The following is a 1,333-nucleotide window of genomic DNA, read 5'->3' on the forward strand; positions in this document are numbered from 1 at the left end:
ACGTTCGTGCATCTGCCGGCCGATCAGGCGGCGCATCCGGACGCCCGCCAGGAATGGTGGTACCTGGTCGGCCACGTCAATGCCCGTGGCCACCGGTTCGGCTACCAGGTCACGATCGGTGGCGGCAACAACCCGCAGGCCATGATCGCGATCACTGACAAGACGACCGGCGCCTTCTACACCGAAAGCAAGAGCTACACGCTCGACCAGACCAGCTTTTCCACTACCGACCTGGACATACGCACGCCGACGGCGACGCTGTCCGGGCCCATGGAGGCGATGCGTCTGCACGCCACGCTGCCGGTCGGCGAAATCGACCTGACGCTCAAAGCGCAGGGACCTGTGCTGTACAACAACGGGACCGGGCTGATCCCCTTCCTCGGCGGCACGAGCTATTACTACTCCCTGCCCAGCCTGGCGACGCAGGGAACGCTCAAGGTGAAGGACCACACCTACCCGGTGACCGGGGAGTCGTGGTTGGACCGCCAGTGGGGCTCCTGGAACTGGAGCACCATGGAGAAATGGACCTGGATGGCCGTGCAGCTGTCCAACGGCGACCGGGTCAACCTCTGGGACCTGTTCGCCGAGGGGAGCGAGTTTCCCTACGCGACCGTGCTGCGCCCCGACGGAACCCACGAGGTCGTTGCGGTGAATCCGCTCGCCGACACCACTTCCGACTTCTGGACCAGCCCCACCAGCGGCCAGCGGTACGGCACGCGGTGGATCGTGAACATCCCCTCGCTGGATACCAGCCTGACCGTCACCTCCAAGCCGGGACACGAACTCCAGAGCGCTTTCGGCGGCCTTTACGAGGGCGCGGCCACCGTCACCGGACGGTACCGGGGCAAGCCGATCACCGGGCAGGCGTTCGTCGAACAGAACGGCAACTGGCGATAGCTCTGCGGAACAGATGCCCGGTTCCGAACGGCCCCGAAAGCCAGTTCCCCCCCATCGCCGCATCACACCTGAAAACCCTCCTAGGCGCTCCGCGTCGGCGCCTCGACCGGCCTAGGCCGATCCACCATGCTCCGGCTCGCCCGGAATGATCGAAAGGATCCTCAATGTCCGTCCGTCTCCTGCTCGCCGCACCCGAGGCCGTGCAGCTCTCCGTCGCCGCCGCTGGTTACGACATCGGCTCCGGGCGCACGCTGCCCAGCGTGGCCGTCGTGGTGGGACTGATCAGCGTTGTCATCGGCGGGCTGGCCCGAGCCCGCTCCGCGGGTCGTATCGGCGTCGGCAACCGGCGCGCCGGCGCCGTCACGGCCCTGGCGCTCGGGCTGACCAGCCTGGTCATCGGTGGACTGCATGCGGCCAACTCCGCCGGCGGCTTCGG

Annotated in this window: 2 protein-coding genes; both read left to right on the plus strand. The window is 67.3% G+C overall.

The annotated features are described in order from the left end of the window. The coding region (locus ACTWQA_RS59020) for a lipocalin-like domain-containing protein (protein WP_443167502.1) at nt 1-897 on the plus strand (897 nt) is incomplete at its 5' end. A gap of 164 nt (nt 898-1,061) precedes the next feature. After that, nucleotides 1,062-1,333: DUF6223 family protein (locus ACTWQA_RS59025; protein ID WP_443167503.1), on the plus strand; the 272-nt coding region annotated here is incomplete at its 3' end.

The organism is Nonomuraea sp. 10N515B, from assembly GCF_052245915.1.
Lineage (GTDB): Bacteria > Actinomycetota > Actinomycetes > Streptosporangiales > Streptosporangiaceae > Nonomuraea.